Source organism: Vibrio neonatus (genome assembly GCF_024346975.1).
Taxonomy (GTDB): Bacteria; Pseudomonadota; Gammaproteobacteria; order Enterobacterales; family Vibrionaceae; genus Vibrio; species Vibrio neonatus.
On sequence record NZ_AP024885.1, the window covers coordinates 947,766 to 973,591 of the forward strand.

General features: G+C 42.1%; 24 protein-coding genes and 1 pseudogene. 22 read left to right on the forward strand and 3 right to left on the reverse strand.

Going from position 1 to position 25,826, the window contains the following annotated elements; all coding sequences use genetic code 11:
* Positions 1-124 precede the first annotated feature (124 nt).
* Positions 125-463 (reverse strand): cytosolic protein, encoded by a 339-nt coding sequence (locus OCU38_RS04420; protein ID WP_261823900.1) that lies wholly within the window; start codon positions 461-463, stop codon positions 125-127.
* 177 nt (positions 464-640) lie between these two features.
* On the opposite strand from OCU38_RS04420, the gene OCU38_RS04425 reads away from it, so the two are divergent.
* The 15 genes from OCU38_RS04425 (at position 641) to OCU38_RS04495 (ending at position 15,722) form a co-directional block, all read left to right on the forward strand.
* On the forward strand, positions 641-1,681 hold the full coding sequence (locus OCU38_RS04425) for a GIY-YIG nuclease family protein (protein ID WP_261823901.1): 1,041 nt from the start codon (positions 641-643) through the stop codon (positions 1,679-1,681).
* A 419-nt stretch (positions 1,682-2,100) separates the two neighbouring features.
* On the forward strand, positions 2,101-3,312 hold the full coding sequence (locus OCU38_RS04430; protein WP_261823902.1) for an IS256 family transposase: 1,212 nt from the start codon (positions 2,101-2,103) through the stop codon (positions 3,310-3,312).
* Positions 3,313-3,404: 92 nt separating this feature from the next.
* A complete protein-coding gene (locus OCU38_RS04435; protein WP_261823903.1) occupies positions 3,405-4,760 on the forward strand; it encodes a DUF262 domain-containing protein in 1,356 nt (451 codons plus the stop codon).
* Positions 4,757-6,688, forward strand: a complete 1,932-nt coding sequence (locus OCU38_RS04440) for a DUF262 domain-containing protein (RefSeq protein WP_261823904.1) — start codon at positions 4,757-4,759, stop codon at positions 6,686-6,688. Before OCU38_RS04435 ends, OCU38_RS04440 begins: the two co-directional genes overlap by 4 nt.
* Before the next feature lie 449 nt (positions 6,689-7,137).
* A complete protein-coding gene (locus OCU38_RS04445; protein WP_152821910.1) occupies positions 7,138-8,703 on the forward strand; it encodes a polysaccharide lyase 6 family protein in 1,566 nt (521 codons plus the stop codon).
* A 58-nt stretch (positions 8,704-8,761) separates the two neighbouring features.
* Positions 8,762-8,965, forward strand: coding sequence for a hypothetical protein (locus OCU38_RS04450; RefSeq protein WP_261823905.1), 204 nt, complete (start codon positions 8,762-8,764; stop codon positions 8,963-8,965).
* Between the two features lie 132 nt (positions 8,966-9,097).
* Positions 9,098-9,367 (forward strand): type II toxin-antitoxin system TacA family antitoxin, encoded by a 270-nt coding sequence (locus OCU38_RS04455; protein ID WP_261823906.1) that lies wholly within the window; start codon positions 9,098-9,100, stop codon positions 9,365-9,367.
* On the forward strand, positions 9,364-9,900 hold the full coding sequence (locus tag OCU38_RS04460; protein WP_261823907.1) for a GNAT family N-acetyltransferase: 537 nt from the start codon (positions 9,364-9,366) through the stop codon (positions 9,898-9,900). Before OCU38_RS04455 ends, OCU38_RS04460 begins: the two co-directional genes overlap by 4 nt.
* Positions 9,901-10,034: 134 nt before the next feature.
* Complete coding sequence (locus tag OCU38_RS04465) at positions 10,035-10,883, forward strand: LysR family transcriptional regulator (RefSeq protein ID WP_261823908.1); 849 nt, start codon at positions 10,035-10,037, stop codon at positions 10,881-10,883.
* 108 nt (positions 10,884-10,991) lie between these two features.
* Positions 10,992-11,717 carry a hypothetical protein gene (locus tag OCU38_RS04470; RefSeq protein WP_261823909.1) on the forward strand — a complete coding sequence of 242 codons (726 nt, stop codon included), beginning with the start codon at positions 10,992-10,994 and terminating at the stop codon, positions 11,715-11,717.
* Between the two features lie 59 nt (positions 11,718-11,776).
* A complete protein-coding gene (locus tag OCU38_RS04475) occupies positions 11,777-12,208 on the forward strand; it encodes a glycine zipper family protein (RefSeq protein WP_261823910.1) in 432 nt (143 codons plus the stop codon).
* 116 nt (positions 12,209-12,324) lie between these two features.
* Entirely contained in the window at positions 12,325-12,564 is a 240-nt protein-coding gene (locus tag OCU38_RS04480; protein WP_261823911.1) for a hypothetical protein, read from the forward strand.
* A gap of 283 nt (positions 12,565-12,847) precedes the next feature.
* Positions 12,848-14,467, forward strand: coding sequence for a guanitoxin biosynthesis MBL fold metallo-hydrolase GntH (gene gntH / locus OCU38_RS04485; RefSeq protein WP_261823912.1), 1,620 nt, complete (start codon positions 12,848-12,850; stop codon positions 14,465-14,467).
* A gap of 99 nt (positions 14,468-14,566) precedes the next feature.
* Positions 14,567-15,079: a hypothetical protein gene (locus OCU38_RS04490; RefSeq protein WP_261823913.1), complete on the forward strand. Its 513-nt coding sequence runs from the start codon at positions 14,567-14,569 to the stop codon at positions 15,077-15,079.
* 118 nt (positions 15,080-15,197) lie between these two features.
* Positions 15,198-15,722 (forward strand): hypothetical protein, encoded by a 525-nt coding sequence (locus OCU38_RS04495; RefSeq protein WP_390625253.1) that lies wholly within the window; start codon positions 15,198-15,200, stop codon positions 15,720-15,722.
* Between the two features lie 112 nt (positions 15,723-15,834).
* Here OCU38_RS04495 and OCU38_RS04500 read toward each other — a convergent pair whose 3' ends face one another.
* Positions 15,835-16,572 (reverse strand): RluA family pseudouridine synthase, encoded by a 738-nt coding sequence (locus OCU38_RS04500; protein ID WP_261823915.1) that lies wholly within the window; start codon positions 16,570-16,572, stop codon positions 15,835-15,837.
* A 295-nt stretch (positions 16,573-16,867) separates the two neighbouring features.
* On the opposite strand from OCU38_RS04500, the gene OCU38_RS04505 reads away from it, so the two are divergent.
* On the forward strand, positions 16,868-17,848 hold the full coding sequence (locus OCU38_RS04505; protein ID WP_261823916.1) for a cell division protein FtsZ: 981 nt from the start codon (positions 16,868-16,870) through the stop codon (positions 17,846-17,848).
* 2 nt (positions 17,849-17,850) lie between these two features.
* Positions 17,851-18,630, forward strand: coding sequence for an FtsZ/tubulin family protein (locus OCU38_RS04510; protein WP_261823917.1), 780 nt, complete (start codon positions 17,851-17,853; stop codon positions 18,628-18,630).
* Positions 18,631-18,684: 54 nt separating this feature from the next.
* On the opposite strand, the gene sigZ is transcribed toward OCU38_RS04510, so the two are convergent.
* Positions 18,685-19,227, reverse strand: a complete 543-nt coding sequence (gene sigZ, locus OCU38_RS04515; RefSeq protein WP_261823918.1) for an RNA polymerase sigma factor SigZ — start codon at positions 19,225-19,227, stop codon at positions 18,685-18,687.
* Positions 19,228-19,528: 301 nt separating this feature from the next.
* Here sigZ and OCU38_RS04520 point away from each other — a divergent pair.
* From OCU38_RS04520 to OCU38_RS04540, 5 genes and pseudogenes are all read left to right on the forward strand, one after another.
* A pseudogene (locus OCU38_RS04520) lies at positions 19,529-19,759 on the forward strand (DUF3622 domain-containing protein); the annotation flags it as partial.
* 349 nt (positions 19,760-20,108) lie between these two features.
* Positions 20,109-20,270, forward strand: a complete 162-nt coding sequence (locus tag OCU38_RS04525) for a DUF3955 domain-containing protein (protein ID WP_261824234.1) — start codon at positions 20,109-20,111, stop codon at positions 20,268-20,270.
* A 370-nt stretch (positions 20,271-20,640) separates the two neighbouring features.
* Positions 20,641-22,425 (forward strand): ABC transporter ATP-binding protein, encoded by a 1,785-nt coding sequence (locus OCU38_RS04530; RefSeq protein ID WP_261823919.1) that lies wholly within the window; start codon positions 20,641-20,643, stop codon positions 22,423-22,425.
* The gene (locus OCU38_RS04535; protein WP_261823920.1) at positions 22,418-24,250 is read left to right on the forward strand and encodes an ABC transporter ATP-binding protein; all 1,833 of its coding nucleotides are present in this window, start codon (positions 22,418-22,420) and stop codon (positions 24,248-24,250) included. Before OCU38_RS04530 ends, OCU38_RS04535 begins: the two co-directional genes overlap by 8 nt.
* 25 nt (positions 24,251-24,275) lie before the next feature.
* On the forward strand, positions 24,276-25,826 hold the full coding sequence (locus OCU38_RS04540) for a glutathione synthetase (protein WP_261823921.1): 1,551 nt from the start codon (positions 24,276-24,278) through the stop codon (positions 25,824-25,826).

The window sequence follows — 25,826 nt, forward strand, 5'->3', positions numbered from 1 at the left end:
ACGAATCTATCGACTCTCAGTAATCACACGGTTTAAAAAACTCATTTAGAGGCAAAATCTGGTTAGATTGGTTGTAAGGATACAACCCCATTTAATGCGAAGATTTTGATTTACTGAATCACCTTCAGTCCAATCGAGTAATAAAGGTTTGCTCATCATCCACAAAAGCCACAAAGCCACAGTGATAAATAAACACCCGACCACGCCCCTCAACCAAGCAGGCAAGCTGTGGGTTCAAATCTTCTTCATTATTTCGACTTTGAAAAGTACCAGTATCAGTGATTACGCCATTAAGTGAAGGCAAATATCCATAACGGCGCTTGGCTTGATCGATCAAGCTCAACTCACTGGTGGTAGAGAAGCAAGAGGGGATTGTACCCGCATCTTCGATAAATAGAGTTTTCAGTTCTTCAAAAGCTGTAATCACCAGCCAGTCGATGTCGTTAACGCGATGGATAAACATTGTTGATAATACCTAGTTGAATGGTGATTCTGATGCGGAGATTCTATCATTATCTGGGGCAGGACGTAGTAGAGATTTAGGTGTTGAAGGTGGTGATGTAACTAGGCCTTTATGTTCTAAACCAAGCTTGGAATGTTATTTTCATTTACTGGAATCACTTTTGATAAATACGGTTAGATGAAAGAGTTTCAAGAAAAGAATATTGGATATGTTTATATCCTTGAGGTAGCGGATATTGAATTACCCGTATGCAAAATTGGAATGACGACGAGAACTCCGTATGAACGTTGTGATGAAATTAATTGCAGTTCCACGGGAGATTTTATTTGGTCAGTAGCACACTATATTGCCGTAGATGACTGTAGAAAATTAGAGTCTCTTGTTCATACTAAATTGGCTCCGTTACGTCAAAAAAAGAGAGAGTTTTTTAACTTAAGTGCTGAAGATGCAAATACAGCATTACTCTCAATATTTGACAAGCAAAGTGAAATTAAACGACTAACACTTGAAGAAATTAAGCCATTGAGTAAAGAAAAAACGGGTACAAAAAAGCATAAGAAAAGAGCGTTCAAGTGTGCTGACTTTGAATATGCTGAGCTCTTACAGCTATTTAATTCTTTGCTGAATGTTAAGGGAAGACCGTTTGGACAATTAAACAAGCCATATTTTGGTATAAGTGACGGTCATCAAGGAGTTCAGTGGAACTTGTCGGTATCAGTAGATACCGGTATCGCTGCTCTTGGTGTCAACCTAGAAGGTCTCAAATATAAAGACTGGCCGATATCAAAGTTTATCTTAACCGAACTAAATAAGCGTAGAATCTTCGAAATAATAGAGAAGATAGAAAATCCCAGCAGTGTATTTGTTAGATTTTCTAGAGATGCCTGGCAAGTCACATCAAGACCTAATATCGTTGAAAAGTACTTAGGGGGACAGGAATTTATGTGCTCTGCATTAGCCGAAGGGAAATGGGAAGAAACGCTTCGGGAAGCTTTAGAGTGTTTGAATGAAAAGAACAACTTTCAAGGCAGAACAAAGCAAATAGTCACCCTTGAAAACCCTCCTCGGAATGGGGAACAAATTCGTTTAATGGAAGTTTCGCCTCATTTAACAATATGGTCTCCATTGAAGTTGACTGGAAATATTGAAAGCCACCTTAGAAACAAGATTGAGGAGTTACAACCTTTTTACGATTGGGTTAAAGGTGCTTGCGAATAAGGTAGCAATCAGATCCTCATTTTTTCATCATAGAGCTAGATGGTGCGTTTATGGTGATTTTTCGAAGCCAAATTAATAGCTATGTGTACAGTGGAAGTGTTTTTAAACTTTCCCGTTTACCGAAGGAACTTGGAAGGGGTTGTTACCACTACTATTAATCAAATAAAACAATATGCAAGAAATTGCTATGCATAGGTTGCTGGCGGAACAAGTAGTTCAATGAAGAATGTTTCTAGAGCACAAATTAATCATTTGGTTGTTGCTCTGCCTCCAAAGAAAGAGCAAGATAAAATAGTTTGTAAGGTAGATACTTTTTTTTCCAAGTGTGACCAGCTCAAAAACTGCATAGAAATATCTGAGACTGTCCTAAATTCTGTGTAATTGCCTAAACTAAGCCTTAAAGGCTAAGGATAGGCAATATGAATAAGAAAGAACTTGAAGCTTTCGCTAAGGAAGCTGCTAAAGGAATTAAAACTCCTGAAGACTTAACTGAGTTCAGCCAAATGCTGAAGAAAATAACGGTTGAGGCTGCTCTCAATGCAGAGATGGATGCGCACCTTGGCTACGAAAAACATAAGCCCTCTAAGTCTAATAATTACCGCAATGGCAAGAGCAGTAAACGCGTAAAAACCGAAGATGGAGAGTTTGAACTTGATACTCCTCGGGATCGCCTTGGCTCGTTTGAACCTAAACTGGTCAAAAAACACCAATCACGATTTACCTCTATGGATGACAAAATCTTGTGGCTCTATGCCCAAGGAATGAGTACTCGCGATATCGTCAATGCTTTCGATGAATGGTATGGCGCAGATATATCACCTAGCCTCGTATCACGAGTGACAAATGCGGTAATAGAAGAAATAGTTGAGTGGCAATCTAGGCCACTTGACGCCATTTATCCCATCGTTTATCTCGATTGTATTGTGGTCAAGATCCGCCAAGACAAACGTATTATCAATAAGTCGGTCTTCCTCGCTCTAGGTATTAACACTGATGGTCAGAAAGAACTCATGGGCATGTGGATAGCAGAAAACGAGGGCGCTAAATTTTGGTTGAGTGTTTTAACTGAGCTCAATCAACGTGGTGTTGAAGACATTCTTATTGCTTGTGTGGATGGATTAAAGGGGTTTCCCGATGCCATCAACACGGTTTTCCCCCAAACGCATATTCAGCTGTGTATCGTCCATATGGTACGAAACTCATTAAAGTATGTGTCATGGAAAGATTATAAGGCCGTCACAGCTGACCTAAAGCGTGTGTATCGCTCAGTTACAGAAGATGAGGCTTTACTTGAGCTAGAGCGCTTTGGCGAAGCCTGGGATAGTCAATATCCACAAATCTCCAAGTCCTGGCGCAATCATTGGCAGAACCTCAACACGCTGTTCAACTACCCTGAAGATATTCGTAGAGCTATCTACACAACTAATGCTATTGAATCTCTCAACAGCGTGATACGTAAAGCACTAAAAAAACGGAAGATCTTCCCAAACGATGAGGCTGCAACAAAAATGGTATACCTAGCGATCAAAGACGCCAGCAAGAAATGGACTATGCCCATTCAAAACTGGCGTCAGGCTATGAGTCGGTTTATTATCGAGTTCGAGGAACGTCTCGAAAAGCACATTAACTAAATGGCAATTACACAGAATCTGTTACAGCCTCAAATATCTAAAACCACTCAATTACACCTTACTGACGCTATCGTTAAAAAGGCAGTCTAACCATGGCAATTATCTCCAATCAACCTCAAGCTCAAATTCAAACCATCTCACAGTTGTTGACCCAAAAACTCACAATTCCTGATTACCAACGCCCATATAAATGGCAACTTAAACACGTTAATCAGTTAGTAGATGACATCTTTAACCATCGCACTAAGCGGTGTTATCGGCTTGGTACGGTGGTACTGCATCAAGTCAAAAATTCAGAAACTGAAGAAGAAAATGACAGACTAAACATTGTAGATGGCCAGCAGCGCCTTCTCACCTTAACGCTATTTTGCACCATTCTTGATGGAAAAGAGGAAACCATCTCATCAACGCTTCTTGAGCACAGATTTAAATCCTCCGTCAGTATCGAAAACCTCAAGAACAACGCTCAGATTATCTCTGAACGTGTAGTGAGTCTGTCAGACACAGAAAAGCAAGAACTACTCGATTTTGTCCTTAACAAGTGCGAGCTTATTCAAGTTACGCTAGATGACCTAAGTGAAGCCTTCCAGTTCTTCGATTCACAAAATGCTCGTGGTAAAGCACTTGCACCTCATGATCTGCTAAAGGCTTACCACCTGCGTGAAATGATGGGCTCCACGGATCAAACCGAGCGCTTACACCACGTAAATTTGTGGGAGCAAGGTGTTAACCCTGATAATGAGATAGCAAACTTGCATACAATTATGGGGGAGTTCCTGTTCCGTATGCGCCGCTGGATTGATGGTGATTATGGTATTCAGTTTAGTCGTCATAATATTGATGTATTTAAAGGTATTAACCTAGACAGCACTCAATATGCTTATGTTGATTCGATGCTTGCACTAGATTATGCCGTTGAAACTTTTAATGCTGATCCTGCTCGTAAATGGGACAAACAAACCAAAGACTACCCTTTCCAAGTTAATCAAGTCATGATCAACGGAAAACGATTTTTTGAGTATATTCAGCACTATATAGGTATTTACTCAACGTTATTTGTTGGTGAGAAAGCAAGGCTTTCCTCATTTGTAGATCAGTACACAATTTACGATGGAAGTTATCGCAAAGGGGATAGTTATGTACGAAACCTATTCTTGTGCGCCGTGATGTACTATTACGATAAGTTTGGCGATGTGGAGTTAGATAAAGCCGCTCAGATTTGTTATCGCTGGGCGTATTACTTACGAGTTAATCTAAAGCGTATTGGTATGGAATCCGTGGATAATCATGCAAAAGCACGTAGCGGACTGTTTAGAGCAATCAACAAAGCAGTTCATCCTCAGCAGGTATTGAGTTATCAACCTCTATATATTGAGTCGCCTAGTTTTAATAATCCTGAACACGTTGATAATGCTATTAAAGCTATGAAGTTGGGAAAAGTGAAATGAGTCAAACTAATCAAGTAGAACAATTATCCGTTAAAGCACTTTTCGATAGCAAAACTCAATATGTGATTCCTATCTATCAGCGCAATTATGCGTGGGGTGCGACAGAGATTGAGCAACTTATTCAAGATATTAGTGATGCAGCAGGGCTGATAACTCAATCAGATGAAACTGTGCCAGTTCAAGCAACCAGATACTATTTAGGTAGCCTTGTTGTTTATCAACGAACCAATCAATCAAATGGTTCTAATGTGGTGTACGAAACCATTGATGGGCAACAGAGGCATACAACGCTTTCAATCCTATTAGCTTATCTAAAGCATCAAGAAGGATTGAATAAGGAAAAGTTAAAAGGATTAAAAATTAATCTAGCTTTTGATAGTCGTCCAAAATCATCCAGAGCACTCGATAGTATCTATACAAATAAAACCAATAGTGAGTCAGAAGAGCCTAACATTCATGCTGCCTTCAAGATTATTCAGCGCTACTTCAAAACCAAAGGGCTAGATTCAGAGGATAAAACTCAGCAGTTTCTCGATTATCTATTAGAAAGTGTCATCATTCTGAGAGTGGTTGTTCCACCAGAAACCGATCTCAACCATTACTTTGAGATCATGAACAACCGTGGTGAGCAGTTAGAAAAGCATGAAGTCTTAAAAGCGAGGTTTATGGCTCCGGATATGCTCGCAAACGAAGAGGAAAGGAACTGCTTTTCTACAATCTGGGATGCCTGTTCAAATATGAAGCGTTATACCCAGATGGGATTTCAATCGGATCTACGAAAAGAGATATTCGGAACAACTTGGCAGACGATGCCAACAAGCTTTGAAGCGATTCAAGAAAAGCACACGAGCAAGTTGCAAAACCAAGATGCAATGACGTTGCGAGATATCATCAACAATAAGGCGTTCAGTGCAAATTGCGAAGGTGAAGAGCGAGAAAAAAAAGAGCGTTTTGGTTCTGTTATCGATTTCTCAAATTTTTTACTTCACGTCTTAAAACTGATGAAACCGGAAGATAATATTTCGCTAGATGATAAGAAGTTGATTGATGCCTTTATTTGTAAAGACAAAGGTCTGAAAGTAAGCTCAAAGAGATTTGCAGAAAATCTATTAAAGTTACGTATATTGTATGATCGTTACATTATCAAACCAGAGCAGTATGATGAAAAGCGTAAATGGAGTTTGCTCACACTGGATAACTCCTCTGACAGTTCGAGCTATAGCTACATAAATTCGTTTGGCAAAGAGCAAGATACAAAGCTTAACGAGAAGATCATGATGATTCAATCGATGTTCCATGTATCGAACCCTGCATTGGTATATAAACGTTGGCTTAATGATGCTCTTAGTATTTTGAATGAGAGCACAGAGCAGAATGCAGATTTTGTAGTAGATGGAGATCGTTACTTGTTTGAACTTGAAAATTTAAGTGATCGCTACTTCAAAGAAATTACGGGTGACGAAGAAGATCTTGCGTTTTATGAAGAGAAGCCAGGAGTATTGCATCAAGGGACAGGTGTTCAAAACTTTGTTTTCAATCGATTAGATTACTTAATTTGGCGAGAACTTTCAGATGGAAAGGCAATCGGTGATGTGAGTAAAGATACGCTAGAAGGACAATTTACAAATTTTCAATTTACCTTCAGAACATCCGTTGAGCATCACTTTCCGCAAACCGACCCATCTGGCGCGAGCAAAATGAAGGATGTTGATCGCTTTGGAAATCTATGCTTGATTTCACCAAGTAGTAACTCTCGGTTAAGTAATTATTCTCCACAAGATAAGAAAAAGTTTTATCAAGAGAACAATCGTGCAGAGAGTTTAAAACAAGCAATTATGATGACGTATGATGATTGGGGACCGGACGGAAAAGGTCGAGAGAATATTGAGCAACATGAACAAATAATGATATCAATCTTGTCTAAATAGACTTCGTTTTTCTATATAATGTTTTTGAGGGAAGGGGGGCCTCCCTCAATTACTGTGATGCAAGCATAAAATTACCCTATCACATTAAAATCATCTCATTTGTTTTTAAAAGTCACTAGCTATCTTGCACTCGATGCCACTGCTTCATTTCCATAATGATCAGACAAATCAGCATATCTAAGCATTAAAAATCTCTCCTTAGTCACAATATAGATCAACCTTTAGCCTATTTTTCATCCAAGTATTCGCGGGCTATTTACTGACATTCACTCCATTTTTCAAGACCAAATTACCGCCGCATTACTTGTAGTATTAAAATACATGATCTAGTCGACAAAATGACGAAAAAGAGCGGTCTTTGATAGCAATAATGGCTCTATGCAATTGCTTGAGTGTGATTGTTGTTGCTAATGTTCGCCTCAGAATAAATCCCTACAAAAGAGATAGTCATGAAAAAGACACCCATTTTATTAATCGCAGGTTCTTTACTACTAGCGGGTTGTGCAGCTAACCAAGGTCAAACTGAGTTGGTAACAAAACCGACTTTGGTGATGGTAGATCAAGGCGTTAGCATCGCGTCAATGCAGCAAGTGTTAGAGCTTCGTGAAAGCATCGTAAACGCTAAAGATGGCGACGTGATCAGCATTAAAGCAGGTCACTACCGTGATTTGGGCAGCGTTACGCTAACGGCTAACAATGTCACTATTAAACCTGAAGTTGCGGGTAGTGTTATTTTTAATGGCTCAACTCAGTTCATCATCAAAGGTGATAACAACCTAATTGAAAGCTTGGTATTTACAGATGGCGGCGCGACACTTAGCACAGTAAGCCATGATGCAAACATCATGGGTGTGTTCGGTATTTTCGGCAAAAACAACACACTAAATAACTCTGTCATCTACAAGTTCAACGATTACCCTTACGTACCAGACGCGAAAGGCAAATACCCTAACATCCGTTGGGTAACTGTTGGCGGCGAAAACAACAAAATTACTAACAATACCTTTGAAGGTAAGTACAAGCGTGGTGCAATGCTTGTTGTTCAAACTTCAGCTAAGTTAGAAAAGACTTTGATTGAAGGTAATATCTTCAAAGATCTGACCGCTTTGGATATCGAGTTGATTGAAAACTCTAACCCGAAAATGGTTAGAACAAACCGTAATGACCGCCAAGCAATCCGTGTAGGCGATAGCCACAACTCATTGTTTGATTCTCAAAGTGTGGTTAAGAATAACTACTTTGACAACATCAGCGGTTATGTCGGTAAAAAAGGTTCAGGCGAAATCGAGCTAATCTCTATTAAGGCGAGCGGCGTTACGTTTGACAGCAATACTATTCGCAACAGTACTTCTATGATTTCACTGCGCCACGGTCACAATAACGTTGTAACGAACAATGTTATCTTGCCGGGCACGACAGTTAACTCTGGTGGTATCCGTATTTATGATGAAAATCATCTGATTGAAAACAACTACATTGAAGGTACTTTAGGCAAGGGCACTTATCGTGGCGGTCTTGTGTTAAATACTGGCATCATTGATGTGGCGAATGGCGAAGTGCTAAGCAAAGATTCTGTGGGTAAAACTCTACAGAAGCAGTGGACGCCAAAAGATGTTGTAGTGAAAAACAACACCTTAGTGAACAACACACAAGGTATTTTTGGTAGTAACGCTATCCACCGTGTGAGCCTAACCGACAACACTCGCGCTGAGACAATCTTCCCAGCGGTTGACACTGTATTTGAAAACAACCTATCTATTGCAGCTGAGCCTGGCACAAACGCATTTAGACAGTTTGAAGGTGAGAAATTCAAGATGGTAGGTTCTAAATTTAAGAACAACATCTTCTACGGCCAAATCGAAGGACTAGATCCTTTACCAAAGGGCATCTCAACTGACAAACCAGCAATGGAGCGAGATGAGCAAGGTCTAGTTAAAGCTGTCGGTTCGGTGGGTGCATCTAACCTAACGGTACTGACTGAAGAGATGGTTGGTTCTAACATCGTATTTAAATAATACGGTGATATAACTCACTAATAACGGGGCAGGTCGCTGTTTTGTACTAACGTGCAAAATGAGGGGGCTGCCCCGTTTTTCTTTATTGGTATTGTTGTTTGCTAGAAGTTGGAAGGCATTGCCTTGGACAGACGAGCAAGGTGTTGAGTTAGCTGCACAGTTTTCATCTGGTAAACAAGTTAAGGTATTAGCTACAATTCACTGTCGAACAGTTGGTGCGATTACATCTGAACTGAAAAAGCAAGGTCTTATAGAAGAGTAACAGTGGAGCATCTACAACGTGCACTTGCCCTGTTACTTTAGATTCCGTAAAACATCCGTACAAATTGAAGGTGCTGTTTATTTATACTATAATCCAGATTGTTACGGCAAGTATCCGTACATAGGAGAAGTTATGGCATCTGCACGTTTAGATATTCGTCTTGATGAAGAGATCAAGGCTAGAGCTGAAAAAGCATCCGCGTTACTTGGTCTAAAAAGTTTAACTGAATATGTTGTTAGGCTTATGGATGAAGATGCTACTCAGGTAATTGAGCAGCATGAAAGTATCGTAGTTAAGGATAGTGTGTTTGACGAATTTATGGCTGCTTGCGATAAGGCCAATACGCCAAATCAGGCGTTGCTTGAAGCGGCTAGGTTCACTGATGAGAGCGGCATTAAGTGAGTTGGGGTAATGAGTTCGTAGAACTTAATAAATCCAAGCATGATCGCACTTCATTTGATTGCGGTGAGCGAGAACTAAATACATTTATCAGGACTCAAGCAGTAAAACACATGCAAGCAGGTATTAGCCGAACTATGGTTCTACCTTGCTCTCAACCACTGCTAAATCAGAAATATGCAATTTGTGCTTTTTACACTGTAGCACCTAGTTCTATTAGCCGAGAAACATTGCCAGCGCAACATGCCAAGAAACTGCCTCGATATCCCATTCCTGTTTTTCTTTTGGCTCAGCTAGGAGTGCATAAAGAGTTTCATGGCTCTGGGTTAGATAAAGTCAGTCTAATCCGTGCTCTAAAGTATCTATGGCAAGTTAACCACCATATGCGGGCATACGCCATTGTCGTGGATTGCCTTACTGACTCAGCGCAAGCGTTCTATACCAAGTTTGGTTTTCAAGTGTTGTGTGAACATAATGGACGTGTTCGTATGTTCCTGCCAATGAACACAGTCGTACAGCTTTTTAACCAAGGGTAAGTTAACGTTTAGATAGCTAGCTAGATAAGCGGAACCAAAGCCTCAACGCCAAATCAGTATCTTCCACAATTAATACTTGCCAATATTCAGCTCTTTGCATAGGTTAGATCTAAGGGAATTAAGAGCGGTTAAACATGGACTTAAACTTATTTACGACTTTTCTGTCAGTCTATAAACACAAATCAATTACTTTGGCGTCGGAAGAGCTCGACCTGTCACAGCCGGCGGTGAGTGCGGCTTTAAAGCGTCTTGAGCTGGTGGTTGGCAAAGCGCTGTTTGTGCGTGAAGGGCGCGGCATTGTGCCAACGGGTGCGGCGGTGACTTTGGCCAATAAAATTGAATCGCCGATGTCTGTGTTGGAAACGGTTGAAGGTCAGCAAGAGCATCTGAATATTTATTGCAGTGAAGCGGTGCTGTTTAAAGTTGCGCATATAGACAATATCACTATTGGTGAAACACCGCTGGATGAAGAGAGCATCATTGATGACCTGTACACGCAAAAAGTAGATTTAGTAATTGATGGCATGTCGAGCAAGCAGCAGAGCTTAATTGTTGAAGAGTTCCATGCCGAGGATGCGGTGTGTCTTACTCGAATGGATCATCCAAGAATCACTGAACAAATATCGTTAGAGCAGTATTATCAAGAGCAACATATTGCCCTTCGAGTGCGAAGAAATAAGCTAAGCACCATTGAATTTTTAAGCGACAAGCCTATTACGGCAAGAAAAGTAAAAATCGAAACGGGTTCGATTACTAGCATGTTGACCATCGCATCGCGTTCTGATTTTATTGCCTCTTCATCGCGCGCTATAGCCGAAGAATTTGCTCAGGATATGCGACTGCGCATCCATGAGATCCCCATCCCTCTGAACAAAATCAAATTTAATATGATTTATCATCGTCGTTATCTCAACGACCCTTTCCATAAAGCCAAAAGAGAAGCCTTGCGTAAAGCAATCACCGGTGACACTAACTTAGCGTAATGGCTAACATAAATTGAAGTGAGGTTTTGTCTTAACTTCAGTTTATATATTCAAGTTCATGCTTTCAGGATAATCCGTGTATTCAACTTAATACACGTGGAGAACATCATGAAATTACGAGCTTTAGCACTTATTTGCGCCACTTCATTTACTGCAACCGCCTTTGCAAATTCGACGTCTGTTTATCTAGAACAAAATGTCGCCTCTAATGCGGCAGATAATGGAGAGTATGCCACTGAAGCAGGCGCTAATATTGCGGTGTCTGAAAACGGCAGTGTTTATATTGGTTTTGACGATCAAGGTTGGCTTGCCGCAGGTTATGGGCATAACTTTAGCTTAACGGACAATGTTGATTTTAATGTTTATACCGAACTGGGTAAGTGGGAAACGGGCGAAGAAGTGCTCATTGAAGGTATTATCAATTACGATCTAAATGACAATATCAGCCTGTTTACCGGCGTAGGTTATAACCGCTCAGGGCAAGTGCTAGAAAACCTGACCGATACGGGAATCAATACCAATAAATTCATTGCGGGTACCAATTTAAATTGGGGCGGCTTTAATTTGGCTTATCAATACACACATGAAAATAGAAATGGTTCGAGTGGTTATACTCATATCGGCAATGTGGATTATTTCTCTCAAGGTGACTATCGCACCAATGAACACGAAGTAATATTTTCCAAAACCATCAACGATTTCACACCTTATATAAAGTACACCTACTTCAATACTCATGAAGGTGAGATTACGTCCACAGGTGATGCAGGCACTTTACGTGGTCCCATTGAAAACGACAACATCCTAACCCTAGGTATCTCTTACCAGTTCTAATCTTTATTAGTTTATCAATTTATCGGCAAATGGAGTTGCCCTTAGCCAGAGGACAGTTCATGAATTTTTCACGCTTTCCATTCCCTGTTAAACCATCCTATATGTTGCTATTTCTCAGCATATTGACTGCATTTCCTGCGATGTCCCACAACTTGATTTTTGACCAACAACAATACGATGAGCATGAGTTTGCCACCGATTTAAGACAATGTGAGGCGCTGATTAACGATGTGGGCAACCACCAAGGAAGTGGCGCTGTAGAGCAAGGCGTAAAACGTGGTGCAAGAGGCGCGACGGCAGGTGCAGCAGCGGGTGCAATTTCTGGAAATTCAGGCTCTGAGGCGGCAAAAAAGGGGGCAGCAATAGGAACAACTATGGGGATATTGTCAGGTCGGGGATCGAAAAATGCCGCCGAGCAAAAGAACCAACAAGAGAGAGAACAAGTGATGCGTAACTGCATGACTGGACGAGGGTATCAGCCGTTAAATTAACCTATCGAGTACGACAATACATAAACCGAGGTGAGGTTAGAACTAAAGCCACCTTTATAGTTATGCGGCAAATAGTAGGTAAATATAGGGGTATTCAAACAAACGAGGAAACTCATATGACCATAAATAAAACAGTGAACAAGACGATCAGCACAATCGCATTTATTGCTTTTTCATCCTCTTCATTCGCTCATGACTCGGACGTTTCCTTAGAATCAGAGTTTGATGATTATGCTTATGAAGTCTTCCTTGATTCGCCCGATCCCTCACTCACTATGGTGTTTAATGAAGACGGCTTGCAACACATTGAGCTGGATGATCAGCGGTGGGATATGAGCAATGACTTTCGTCTTTGATGACGCATAGCCCCTCTACTTTCTATTTATTTTACCACCTTGCAAAAGCCACCACTTGGTGGTTTTTTTGTGCCTGTTACCTCAAGGCTAAAGATACCAACGGTAGCGATTGATTATTGTGGCAGTGATACAAGCGATAAGCCGTAATACATAAATCAAAGTGAGGTTTGAAGCAAAGTTTGGCTAATTTATCACGGTCAGGTTTGGATATAAGATTTGTCACATCGGAGTGAGGAGGGAACTTCATTTCACAAACTTATTACTCAAACCGATAGGTAACACTATGAGAACTTTTGCGAAATTATCTTTGATTGCAACGGCGATGGTCGTATCAACCACGGCGTTTGCGAATGACCCAATGCTGCAATACAACACTAAAAAAACGCACTCAGAAATTAAAAATCTTGAAAAGTTTGAATACCACGACGGTCAAACGCTTGATGAATATCTTGCCGAACAACCAGAAGGCAAACTCTACTCGTCAGAAGAAGATGTTCTTGCTGTTCTGATGGGCGGCGTAAACACCGGTGATTATCGAAAAGAAACCAATACCGGTTGGAAAGAAGGCCTGATGTTTGAAGGTATCGCACCGTATGGCGATCACATGGTATCAGGAGCAAACTGGTTCCCTCGCACCGAAGAAGTTCAGCCAGATGAAATGCGAGTGACCTTCATGGGTACATCGCCAATGATTCGTCCAGGACAGGCTAATACTTCTATTTATGTTGAGCTAGGCAATGGTTCAAATTTTGTCTTCGATTTGGGTGAAGCCTCTATTGCAAACTATGTTGCAGCCGGCGTGGCACTGAACGAGCTGGATCATATCTTCATTACTCACTTGCACGTCGACCATTATGGTTCTTTGCCTTATCTGTATCAGTTTGGCGGCTGGAATGGGCGTTGGGAAAAACCGCTCAATGTGTACGGGCCAAGTGGCGCATCTCCTGAGTATGGCACGCGCCACATGATTGAAGGTATGCAGCAAATGTTGAACTGGCACACCGATGCGTTTGATGTATTCCCTGCTGGCAACGACATTGTAGTGCATGAATTTGATTTCCGCGACGATGGTGGCGTGATTTATGACCAAGATAATGTGCAGGTAATTCACTGGCGCAGAAGTCACGCTAAAGATGGCGCATCGGGTTATCGCTTAAATTGGACTCAAGATGACGGCCGTGTACTGAGCTTTGTTTGGACAGGTGATGGCAGACCTACAGAGCTGGATTTGAAATACGCAAAAGGCGCGGATCTCTTTATTACTGAGTTGCAAACCGAGACCTTTGGCGTGTCATCCATTATTCAGGGTGTGCCACCATTTTTAGCCCGCTATACCGTTGATACGCACCATACACCCGCTTATGCCGCAGGTTATGTTGCAAATGAAGTACAGCCTCGTTTGTTTATGACCACGCACATGACATTTGACCCGTATTTAAACGAAGAAACGGTTGCCGAAGTGCGCCACCACTGGAAAGGCCCTTACCACTTTGGCGCGCCAGATGGGATTGTTGTGAATATGACCAAAGACAATGCATGGGTGCGTGAAGGTATTTTGCCGAACTTCCCGAATGCCAGAGCGCCACAGTTTGATTTGGCAGACGGTCAAGATTTCCGAATCCCATTGCCAAAGAATCGTCGTGAAGACATTCAAGAGCAGGAAATTCGTGACTTAGAAATTGATCCAAAACTGTACTATCCAGAAGGGTATATGCCTGAACTTATGACTGAATGGCCAGTGGACTCAGACATCATCATACCAGCAGAGTCTGTTCCAGAGTCAATGAAAGAAGGCATGAACACCAAGCAAGAGTATGTAGATAGAGTGCGAGAGCACCATGGTTTAGACCGTAAATCAGTCACGCGACCAACGCAGCCAACTGAGGGTGCAGATAAAGAATAATTGGCGCACGCAGAGGGTGTATGAGCACCCTCTTGCCGAGCATCCATTTTAAACCATTTTATTTGTTCACTGTTATTTACTCATTATTTGGAGTTCATTATGAAGAAATCTTTAATTGCCGCTGTGGTTTTGACCTTAGTTTCAGGAACGGCTTTTGCCAGCAATCAATCCAATGCTCATGACTATCACCCCGGTGCGACTGACAACCAACAACGTTTAGCTCCAATAGACCCTAACTACGAGCTTACGCTACCTTCCGAGAAAGAGGGTTACACCATGTATGACAACCAATACATGTCGGAAGGAGGCACATATTCAACGTATGAAAAGCCTAATCCAACCGATGACATTCATGTTGCTGATGCTGGTTCGCTAAAAGTGACTCATGGGCAAGGCGGGGTAATCCAAACCCAGTACACTACGAAAAATGGGCAAAATACATTTTCCGTTATGTGCGGTTATACCTCTGGGCCGGCATATTGGGCCGATGGCAAGCCGGTGAATGTTTGCAAAGAGGCGCAGGCATTGGCACAAGCATTAGAAGCCAAAGGTGAATGGAAACAAAACAAGATGACTTATACCTTGCCACCACAGCGAATCGTTATCGACTAGCAAGGTTTCATCATTTAGGAAGATTACAAGGGAGTGAGTTCGGGGAATCCAATTAGATTCCCCATCTAATACCAATTAAATAGCAAAGGCTAATCCCATGAAAAATATCGTTAATCCTATGAAAAAAGCAGTCAAACCTTTCATTATCATCTGTTCATTGCTTGCCCCTACATTTGCATTGGCGGATGGGCACAATCACAGTCACAACTTTTTTAACCCAAAGCTCGAACAGCTTGGCAATGACATCATTGGATTAACCGTTTGCTATAAAAATGGCTATTTGTCTGATGCCGAGCAAGAGCCTGTGTTTGAAAACCTTATCGAGTATGCGCAGGTATCGGGAGAAGAGCTTGGGCTGTTTTATATGGATAGATTAGGCCAAAAAGCCGAAGAGATAATGAGTGATGAGCAAGGAAGGCAGATCTGGGACCAGACTTACTGCGCTGAGTTAACCGATAGCTTTTTAGATACAGATAAGTTGGCGCAAAAAGCAATGCATAATGAAGCGCACCACCACCACCATCATGATGATCATCATCACTCTCACGATCATGGTCATTCTCATGGGCATCACAATGAAAATATTGACCCAGAAACGGCGCAGCAAGATTTAGAACGAGGTCGATTGCTGAGTATTCAATAGCTTAGATAGCCAGTTTATGGCTCGCAAATTTAAGATTCTTGGCTCGGAATGGGGTTTCTTTTTGGTCTTGATATTCGCCATTTGGAGCCAGAACCTTAAATCCCCACTTTATCTAAAAAGGGTTTGGGCTATGCCCGTGCATAGCTTCACCCGTAGTGGGGTGGGTAAAATAAATATCGCTGGCATGCAGCATTAAGCGCTGGTTTTGATGAGCGTTGTCTTGCTCGCGATTGTTATAAAGATCGCAACCGATAATAGGGTGACCAAATTCAAGGCTATGAATGCGCAATTGATGAGTCCTTCCAGTAATAGGGGTGTACTGCACTAAAGTTCTCTTTGGATTATCTAAACGCTTTATAACCCGATAATCACTGATCGCATTCTTGCCCGTTTCGTGGCAGATTTTTACCCGAGGGAATAAGGTTTTATCTTTGGCAATCGGCGCGCAGATTTGTCCACTATCGGCCTTAACCCAGCCGGATAGCATTGCTAGGTAACGTTTTTGAACTGTGCGGGTTTGAAGCTGTTGATTGAGGCTTTTTGATGCCTCGCGATTTAGCCCTACCACCATAATGCCAGAGGTGCCTAAATCGAGTCGATGTGGCAGTTTTGCCTCGGCAAATGCAGGCGTTGCCTGTTGTCCATCGACCCCAATTTGACCGTTCACTAAACGATAATGCACCGAATCCCAATTTAGCGGATTTTTACCCGACAAACTCAGCAAGCCACTGGGTTTATTAATCAATAAAATATCGCGGTCTTGATAAAGAATTTCTACAAGGGCTTTGCATTCTGGCGCCACAAAGTTATCGATGATTTCTATGGCGCTAGAAGAGTCGGATTGAGACATGTAACGATCCTGAGGTAATAATGCTCATCCCTTAATTACGGTGCGGAGTGTAAAAAAGCAAACTGAGCGATTGATGCAGAAGAGCTTACCAGAAATTGCTTAGTGAGAGGTATTAGACAACTGCCATGCGGCTTTAAATTTTCTCTTTAGCTCCTCTTTTCTAGTATTCATCTGCTGTTAGATCTCACTTTTAAATAATTATCCCTATGATTTGTATGTGTATATAGATTGGCGACACTCTACGTCGCTATGCAAGTTATGCTTTTCCTCTATCTGAATATAGAAGGAAACTTACATGTTTTTACCTGAGCATTTGCATCGAATCGCTGTCGTTGGCGTAGGGTGCTGTGGTCACAATACGATTGACTACATCAAAAAAGAGTTGGATGACGATGTCCATCTGTTTGTTTTTGACACCGACTCACGAGGTCTAGAAAGTGATGAGCGAGTCACTCGTATGGCGATTGGTCAGCAGGTAACGGATGGACGCAGTGCTGGGGCGATTCCTAGTGTGGGTGAAAAAGCCGCTCATGCTTCATTTGATGAGATAAAGCAGCACCTTACTGGCTATGACATGATCTTTATTGCCGGTGGACTTGGCGGTGGCACAGCAACCGGCGTTATCCCAGTGTTGACTAAAATGCTCAGTGAACAGGAGTGTCTTTGTGTCACTATAGTCACCACGCCCTTTGGCTTTGAAGGCAAGAAAAAGCAGTTTTTTGCCGAAGAGGCGATAACAAAAATTAACGCCACATCAGATTCGTGCGTGACGGTTTCCAACCAAAAACTGCTGCACACTATGCCAAAAAGTAGCACCTTGATTGAAGCGTTTGAATCTTCCAATCAGGTTCTTAAACGTTCACTACTGGGCATTTATTCTCTAATTTCGACAACGGGCTACATCAATCTAGATTTTGCTGATGTGAGAACCGTTATCAGCGGTGCGGGTGCCACTGTGATCGGTTATGGGCAAGGCGTAGGCGAGTATCGAATCAAACAGGCAGTAGAAACCGCGCTGATTAATCCTTTATTGGAAGATTATGACCTAGAAAAAGCCAAAGCGGTGCTGATTAACATTACTGCTGACCATTCATTAAGATTGGATGAAATTCATCTCGCCGGTGAGTTGCTTACTGAGCAGGTTGAATCAGAAATTCCCATTATTATCGGCACGGTGATCAGTGATGTTCCTCAAGATGATATAAAAATCTATGCCATATTTAGTGGCGTGGAGAAGAAAGTGAGCAACTTACTCAAGCTAAAAGGGATTGAGTGATAATGAGCATAGAGAGTGGGGCAGTGACTGCAACTGAGACAGTAATTCAAGATCCACGGCTTTTACCCGTGGCATACAGTGAACAGTATGCTGATTTCTTGATTATATCTAATCGACCGCATGTGCTATCCGTGGCTTTATTATCAGCCATCGGGCGTACTTGCTTTGCCTCTGCCAAGCAGGTGAGTAGTGCGTGTTTAGCCCCGTTTGATCTGATTGTGATTGTCGATGACGGAATGGATCAAAGTGAGGTGCGTCGTTTGCAAAGTCAATTGCAGCAGGGAAAGGCGTATTTTACTGTTGTAGTTGCTGACAATGAAGCTACTAGGCAGCGTTGGCTTGGTCAGGTCGATAGCGTATTTTGCATCGACAGTCAGCATCAGCAAGGTAATTTCATCAATCGAATACTCGAAAGTATCGAGCTGAAGGGGTTTGTTTGTGTTGATTATTCCGATATCTACTCTGTGTTCTGCAATATGGGAAAAGGGTATTTCTTTCAAGGAAGCGCGAAAGGAAAATTTCGGGTGTTCAATGCCATTGATAACGCACTAGGACATTTTGCAAGTGGCAGTGACAGTAATGGTGATATCAAAGCTGACACCGCTTTGATGCTGCTGAGTGGTGGATTAAACATTACATTAGACGAGTGGGAGTCAGCTTTAAGGTACCTCGACTCAAAGTTGCCAGAACATTGCTGCACAGTAGGCGCGACAAAACTACTTGCCGATGGATTGATTGATGAAACGCTAATGGTGTCCATTTTTTTGAATCAAGCAAGGTAGTTTCTTTTTTAGGCTTTTCATTCATTCTATTCGAAGAGCCTAAATGCCTCGATTTTACTGTGGCTTACACTCTTTGTATTTCTTGTGATAATCCACCAGATTACCTTTTGTATCCATCTCAAAGTCACAGCACTGCTTAAAGGCGGCGTGTAACGTGTTGCGACTTTTCTTAACCCTAGATTTTAGGGTGGAGTATTTGATGCCGTGTTGCTCGGCATAATCCTTTTGCGAAATGCCTTCAATTTCAATCGCATTCAGTAACTGTTTGTCGTCTTCATCTAATGCATTGATAAAGGGTAATACGCACTCAGCAAGTTGGTCATACAACTGCTGATTAGGTTGCTCGTGCCATAAGTCTTCGTTTTCTAAAGGCTGATTTTTGCTTTGTGCACGATAGAAATCGATGATACTGCGCTGCGCAATCTGAAATAGCCAAGGCTTGATCTTGGTAAGATCTTTTACAGTATTCAAACTGCGATAGGTTTTGATTAAAATTTCTTGCAAGAGATCATCTACATCGTCAGGGTTACTGATGTTTTTATGCAGAAAGGCTTTTAGGCTTGTTTGGTATTCTGCCCAAACGGTTTCAATATTCATCAAATAGGATCTCTAGTTTTGTCAGGGTGCGTGCCACAACAGTATCGCATGCAAAAAGCGTCGTTATTTCGGCAATATCATCTCATAGAGTTTACGAGAACCAAAATAAGCAACCAAGCGATAAAAGATTACAAAAAGATAGGCGACTATGTTTTAATGACGCCCTACTAATAGATAGGGTTATTAATGAATGCTATCTGTCACTTTTTTAACCAATAAAGCTTATGTCTAAAATGCAGTTTGGCAAGGTGTGCAACCGAACCTGAGTGTGTTGCATTGAAGCTTTTTTAGGGAAACAACTATGTCTGATCATAAAAAATTTACTGTACGCACTGTTGAAAAACGTAACGGTTGGTGCGGTGAAATCGTACGTCAAATCTCATCACGCAGAACGACAGTTTCTAAGCGCGAAATGGGTTTTGCAACTGAAGCTGAAGCACAAGCTTGGGGCGAGAAAGAGCTAGAAGTTTTTGTACAACACCAAGCTGAACGCAACAAACGTAAAGCTGCTGAGCGTAAAGCTAAAGAGCAATAAGCTGTCGTTGTAAGCTCAAGTAGAACAAGACTTTACATGGAAAATAGATTTATCAAATAGTACAAGTTGATAGAGCCCTAACGCTTTTAAAATGGACAGTAAACGAGTGTAGGGGCTTGGCTAATAAGTTCTTTATTTTGCCAGTATTCGTTTAATCATCCCGCTTTAGTTATCGATTATCCTCGTCATTGCTAACACTAAAAATATCGACAAAAAGCGTGAACTAATTTTGCTTTAGTCGGGTCAAAATACCTATATTCCTCTTCAAATTTTCGATGCTTTTATGAAATTACTTAAAACATATTGGTTAGGATTAACACTGCTTTGTTTATCCTTCATCAGTGCGATGGCTTTTTGGCTGGGCGACTCAACGGTAGCTGACGACGGTCGTTTACTTGAATCATTTGCATTTATTCCTTTAGCTTGGTTGTTTTTAGCGGGTGGGTTGGTTAGTCTCATCTGCGCTTTCCTTTGGGGAAAAAAGCACAAGCAATCGAGCATTTCTTAGAAAATTCTGCCTTTTCGTAATATTTTTTAAAAAATTTTCGTCTTTTCTTCTTTGGTTGCGTCTTATGTGAGTGATTTAAATGTTTACTTGCAACAGACGGAAGGAGAATGCGATTTCTTCCCTAAAGTAATACCAATCACACTAAGTAAGTGATCAGAACTAGCGCAGGAAAAATGCTCGAGAACAAGGCAGAATTTTTCGATAAGTAGTTATTCTACAATCAAAAATTCTAACGCCGTTATCGAGCATTTTAACAAGCTAGAATGACCAGTTATTTAGTACGATTGGTATAAATGCCCCGTCAATAGGTTTATTCATTTAGAGTAAGCAGGTTGCGGCTAAATTTAGTGTTAGAAGAAATTGGGTAATTATGAAAATTCTTTGGAAATTAAAAGGCTATCTGAAACGATTTCGCCGACAATATTTGATAGCGTTTGCTGCATTACAGTTTGTCGCATTAGTCAATTTGCTTCCTTCATGGCTTATTGGTCGAATTATCGATGGCATTAGCGCCGATACTTTAGATACACGAACCCTGATTATCCACATTTTAGGGATTGTGGTGTCGGGCGCAGCTATGTATGGCCTGCGATTTGTTTGGCAGAGTAAATTGTACGGTTCATCTATCGCCATTACGCGCATTATACGTAGCGAGCTATTTCATAAGTTCTCTTTGTTATCACCTGCCTTTTATTCTCGTCGTAGTACCGGAGATTTGATGGCGCATGCCACTAATGATCTGAATGCGGTAGAGGAGACTTTGGGCATGGGCATCATGACCTTAGTGGATTCTTTTATCGCTGGTATTACGGTCATCTTAGGCATGATCTTTGTGGTGAGTGGTCAACTAACCGCAATTGCTCTACTGCCTTTTCCTTTATTAGTGCTGATTACCCGACGTTACGGCATCACGTTGCACAAGGCGTTTGGTAAAGCGCAATCGGCATTTTCAGATTTAACTGAAGAGACAAGAGAAACGGTATCGGGAATACGCGCGGTACGCTCGCACGGCATTAGTGCGCGCCAAGAGCAGCGCTTTGCCGACAGCTTAGACGATACGGTAGAAACTAACTTAGCCGTGGCGAAAGTCGATTCTGCATTCGGGCCGACAATTCAGTTGGTGTACGGGTTATCTTTTGTTATTTCATTAGGTTATGGCGCATGGTTGATACAGCAAGGCAGTATTACCGTTGGTTTATTTACCACCTTTACTTTGTACTTAGGGCAATTACTTGGCCCATTTTTGCAGTTTGGTTGGCAGTTTAATGTGTTCCAACGGGGCAGCACCTCGTGGTCGCGCTTAGAGAAATTGTTTGCGGAAAATATCGAAGTGCAGGAAGGGGACAAAACGCTACCTAGCAATACAACAGATTCTAGTATGAGCTTTGATATTTCCTCTTTTACTTACCAAAATGCCAACCGTAACGCCCTTGAGCAGATCAAATTTGATTTGCCATCTGGCGGTCTGGTGGGAATTACTGGCCCTACAGGCAGTGGTAAAAGCACCCTCATACATTTGGCATTGCGTCAGTTTCAGCTTGATAACGACTCGGTGATTCACTTGGCAGGAATGCCAACACAAAACCTCACTTTTGAGTCTTTGCGTAGCAAATTAGCGTGGGTGCCGCAAAAACCACATTTATTCTCTGGAAGCATCGCTGAAAATATCGCGTTAGCAAACCCTACTGCGACTCAGTCTGAAATAGAACATGCCGCGGATATGGCGGGTATTAAACAAGAGATAGAGGCAATGCCTGAAGGTTTTGCTACGCCTTTACGAGAGGGTGGTAGCAATTTATCCGGTGGTCAAAAGCAGCGTCTAACCCTTGCTAGAGCCTTATTATCTGGCGCCGATGTACTGCTATTAGACGACCCATACAGTGCGCTAGATATGAAGACTGAAGTGCAAGTGCGTAAAAACTTAAAAGCACATTATTCTCATAAAACCGTATTATTGGTGACACAACGCCTGACTAACCTTATCGAAGCAGACCATATTTTGGTGCTGAAAGACGGTCAAATTGAAGAGTGCGGCTCACATCATGAATTGGTTGCCAATCAAGGCTGGTACTCAACGGTGTATCAGCGTCAAAGCCAATTGGGTAAGGCGGTTAGCGCAGAAAAATCAGGTATAGAGGGAGCATCTCATGAATAATTCTCAAGCGAACGCTAGCCTTTATCGCAGACTACTGGCTTTTTCATTACCGCATAAAGCTCGTTTTGGGTTTGCCTTTGCTATGTTGGCGTTATCGGTATGTGCCGAAATGGCGATTCCATGGCTAGCAAAAGTTATCTTAGATGAGGTGATAGTACCTGGGCAGTTTGAATGGCAACAACTGCTAATGCTAACCGGTTTAGTGCTGCTGTTTTATATTTTTGCCGCAGTGTTTGGCTATTTACAGGCCATAACCTTTAAGCACGGCGCACTGCTGGTGGTTAAAGATGTGCGCACTAAGCTGTTTCATCACGTATTGAATTTTCCTATTGCGACCTTTGATAAATTGCCAACGGGTAAGCTCGTGTCATACATCACCAACGACACAGAATCGCTACGTAATATGTATGTATCGACTATCCCAACGGTGATCCAAGGCGCATTGCGCATTGTGGCCATTTTTATCGCGATAGCGCTTCTTGATTGGCACTTAATGTTGATTAGCTTAGTGTTGATTCCCATTCTGCTGATGACGATGCACTTGTATAGAAAAATATCTATGACAGTGTTTGATGGCATTCGCGTGCAAGTGAGCAACATCAATGGTCAAATTAACGAATCTTTAGAGGGAATGGCGTTAATTCAGGCATTTCGTCAGCAAAAAGCCTTTCAAGCTAAATTTGAGAAAGAAAATCAAACTTGGTTTAACTTCCGCACCAAATCCGTTGCCATTGATAGCTTAATGCTACTGCCGTTAACTCGCTTAATTGCAACCTTAACTGCAGCCGGCATTGTGGCGTGGTTTGCGGGCGCTTCGTTATCGACCGTGGTTGAAATTGGTACGTTATATGCGTTTTTGAATTATATCGAACGCTTTTTTGACCCGTTCCGACAATTATCGATGGAGCTGCGTAAGTTGCAAGTGGCAACCGTATCTTCAAAACGCATTTTTGAACTGCTTGATGACAAAGCAGATTTAGAACACAACCTGCCAGAAGTAAACATTGATGCCGCTCACGACATAGAGTTTCGTAATGTGACCATGGAGTACGAAGAGGGCAAGCCCGTTCTAAAAGACGTCAGTTTCACTGCAAAAGGTGGCAAGTTTACCGCCATTGTTGGACATACCGGTAGCGGTAAAAGCTCAGTGATTAATCTTTTGATGCGTTTTTATCAGCAAAAAGAAGGGGAGATCTTAATTGGTGGACAACCTTTACAGGCGTTACCTGAGTGGCAATTGCGTCAGTTGTTTGGTCTAGTTTCTCAAGACCCAACCATTTTCAGTGGCACTATTGCTGACAATATCGATCTCTCTTTAAGTGATAAAGAAACACCGCGGGATGCCGATATTAACAACCATAGCCAGCAAGCCATTCGCGCCGCGCAGACAGTAAAAGCGGATCGTTTTATTGAGCGATTGCCGGACGGGTTTGAGCACATTATTGCCAATGGCGGTGCGTCGCTGTCAGTGGGTGAGCGCCAACTATTAGCATTGGCACGCGCTATTTCGCACGATCCTAAGATATTTTTATTGGATGAAGCCACGGCCAATATTGACTCAGAATCAGAAGAAACGGTCAAACAAGCATTGGAAAATATCCAAGATGGCAGAACCGTTATTACTGTTGCGCACCGTTTATCAACCATTAAAAACGCCGATCAAATATTGGTGATGGATAAAGGTAAAGTCGTGCAAAGTGGCACTCACCAAACCCTTATTGAGCAACAGGGCGACTATCGCGATTTATACCTTGCGCAAAAAGCGCAAGAAGAACAAGAACATCAAAACAGCACGCTTGGCCTCACAGCTGAAAGCGTGGCGTAACAGATTATTAGATGAGCTATACAGTATGAATGATTACACAAAAAATGAGCACGCAATAAATAATCGCACTGCGAATAGTGACACGTTGGATACACATTCACAGACTCAAAACTCGAATGCTTTATTGTCTCAAGAGATCATCGATGATCTTTTAGAGTGGGAAATCATGCACGGCGTGGCGTTTCGTCAAACAGATAATACGGCAAGACATGTGCCGTTTAGTATTGCGCCGATGAGCATGCAAAAGCCGATTTATGAGCATTTATTGGCAGTAACCCCTTTAATTGCCAAACTGATCAGTAATGTGTCGGAAGACCATCCATTTTTACAACAATCACTGACTGATATGGCAAAAGCCGATCCGTTTTTTGGCCGTTTAATGGAATTGCATCAACAAGCACATGGTGATGCAAGCCAGCCACTAAATCCTGCTCGTCAGCCGTTGCTATTGATGCGCACCGACTTTATGGACGACCGTAAGCACGGTGCAAAAGTGATTGAATTTAATGGCATAGCAGCAGGAATGGGGCCATTTGGTCAAAGAGCGGCTGAATTACATAGTTACGTTAATAATCAGTGGAATTCGGTATATCGCAACTGGTTAGAAGATGAAACCGCACTTCCCGCTGAAAATCACGGCATGCAGCAACTGGCGCACGGCATTGCTGTCGCAACGAAAAAGGTGAGTGCTCATTTTGCCTCATTGGGCGAAGACAGTGCGACGCAAAAACCGACATTTTTAATGGTGGTACAAAAAGACGAAGACAACGTTTATGACCAGCACTTATTGGAAGTGGCACTGCAAAACTTAGGCATTCGCACGGTGCGCCGCACCTTTGAACAGCTCAATAACCAACTTTCTAGCGGAAAAAATCAGCGTTTACTACTCGAAAATGTCGGCGCTATCGATACTGTATATCTGCGAGCTGGTTATCAATACACCGACTATTGGGCGCCTGATCTTCACGAAGATATTTGTTGTCATACATTAAGCCAAACCCGTTTATTTATCGAAAAACATTACGTAGCAATGAACGCCACTATCAGTCAGCAACTGGCGACCAGTAAATCGATGCAGATGCTACTGACTACCATGCCTGCGCAAGAGTACGCCCGTTGGGGATTAACCGAACAAGAAGCGACACTTGTGAAGAGTGTTCTTGCAGATATGAAGCCTATTTCGACACAAACAATCGATTGGTTTAACACCTCCGCTGACAAACAAGCATGGGTGTTAAAAAACCAAGGTGAAGGTGGTGGTCACTGCGTCTTTGGCGAAGATATTAGTGCAACACTGGCAAATCTAAAGCCAGAAGAGTACGACGCCTGGGCACTGATGCAGCGTCTATATCCACACGAACGCGACACGCCAACGATTGCCGTTCGTGATGGCAAGCAGAGCCTAGTTAGCGATTTAGTCAGTGAAATTGGCTTATTTACCGCTCACTACCAAGGTGAACCCGTCACTGAATATAAGGGTTATGCAGGCTATTTAATTCGCAGCAAACCTGCGAGTGAAAATGAGGGTGGCATTCATAGTGGGCAAGGGATTTTGGATTCTTTGGCGTTGGTTTAA